This window comes from Pseudogemmobacter sp. TB195, assembly GCF_058313095.1.
Genome location: NZ_JBZEGG010000247.1, coordinates 1 through 504, shown reverse-complemented (window position 1 = coordinate 504; position 504 = coordinate 1). Strand labels below are relative to the sequence as shown.

1 tRNA gene is annotated in these 504 nt (G+C 64.1%); it reads left to right on the top strand.

Annotation, left to right across the window (positions count from 1 at the left end):
- Positions 1-105 precede the first annotated feature (105 nt).
- Positions 106-190, top strand: a tRNA-Leu gene (locus AC4FS3_RS29610).
- The last annotated feature ends 314 nt before the right edge of the window (positions 191-504 follow it).

Sequence of the window (504 nt, the reverse complement as noted above, 5' to 3'; positions counted from 1 at the left end):
CGCCATGATGCGCGTGCATGATGCGCGTGGCGGTGGACAGATCATCGGGACAGTCCCTTCGGGGCGTTGACCTGGTGCATGGCGTCGCTATGATCCGCGCCCAATGCCCCTGTGGTGGAATTGGTAGACGCGCTCGACTCAAAATCGAGTTCCGAAAGGAGTGCTGGTTCGAGCCCGGCCAGGGGCACCACCATTTCACGCCCGACGCCCAAGCGTCGGGCGTTTTTTGTGCGCGGGATTGCGGAGATGTCCGCCGCTTCAGGTCGCGTTGTTGTGAAACCGGCGGCCGTTACCGGGCGGCGGATCACAAATTGGCCGTTTGCCGCGACGCCGTATGCGTATATCTGCGCACTGAAGCGCGCCGGACGCCGATTCCGGCCCATGGCGCGTATATCCGGCAGCCCCGCAACCGGCCGCCGCCTGTTTTTGCAAGCGCAGCAAACGAGCTGCAGGGAGTTGGGCATGACCATTCGCCGCATCGAGAACGGCCCGCGCATGAGCCAG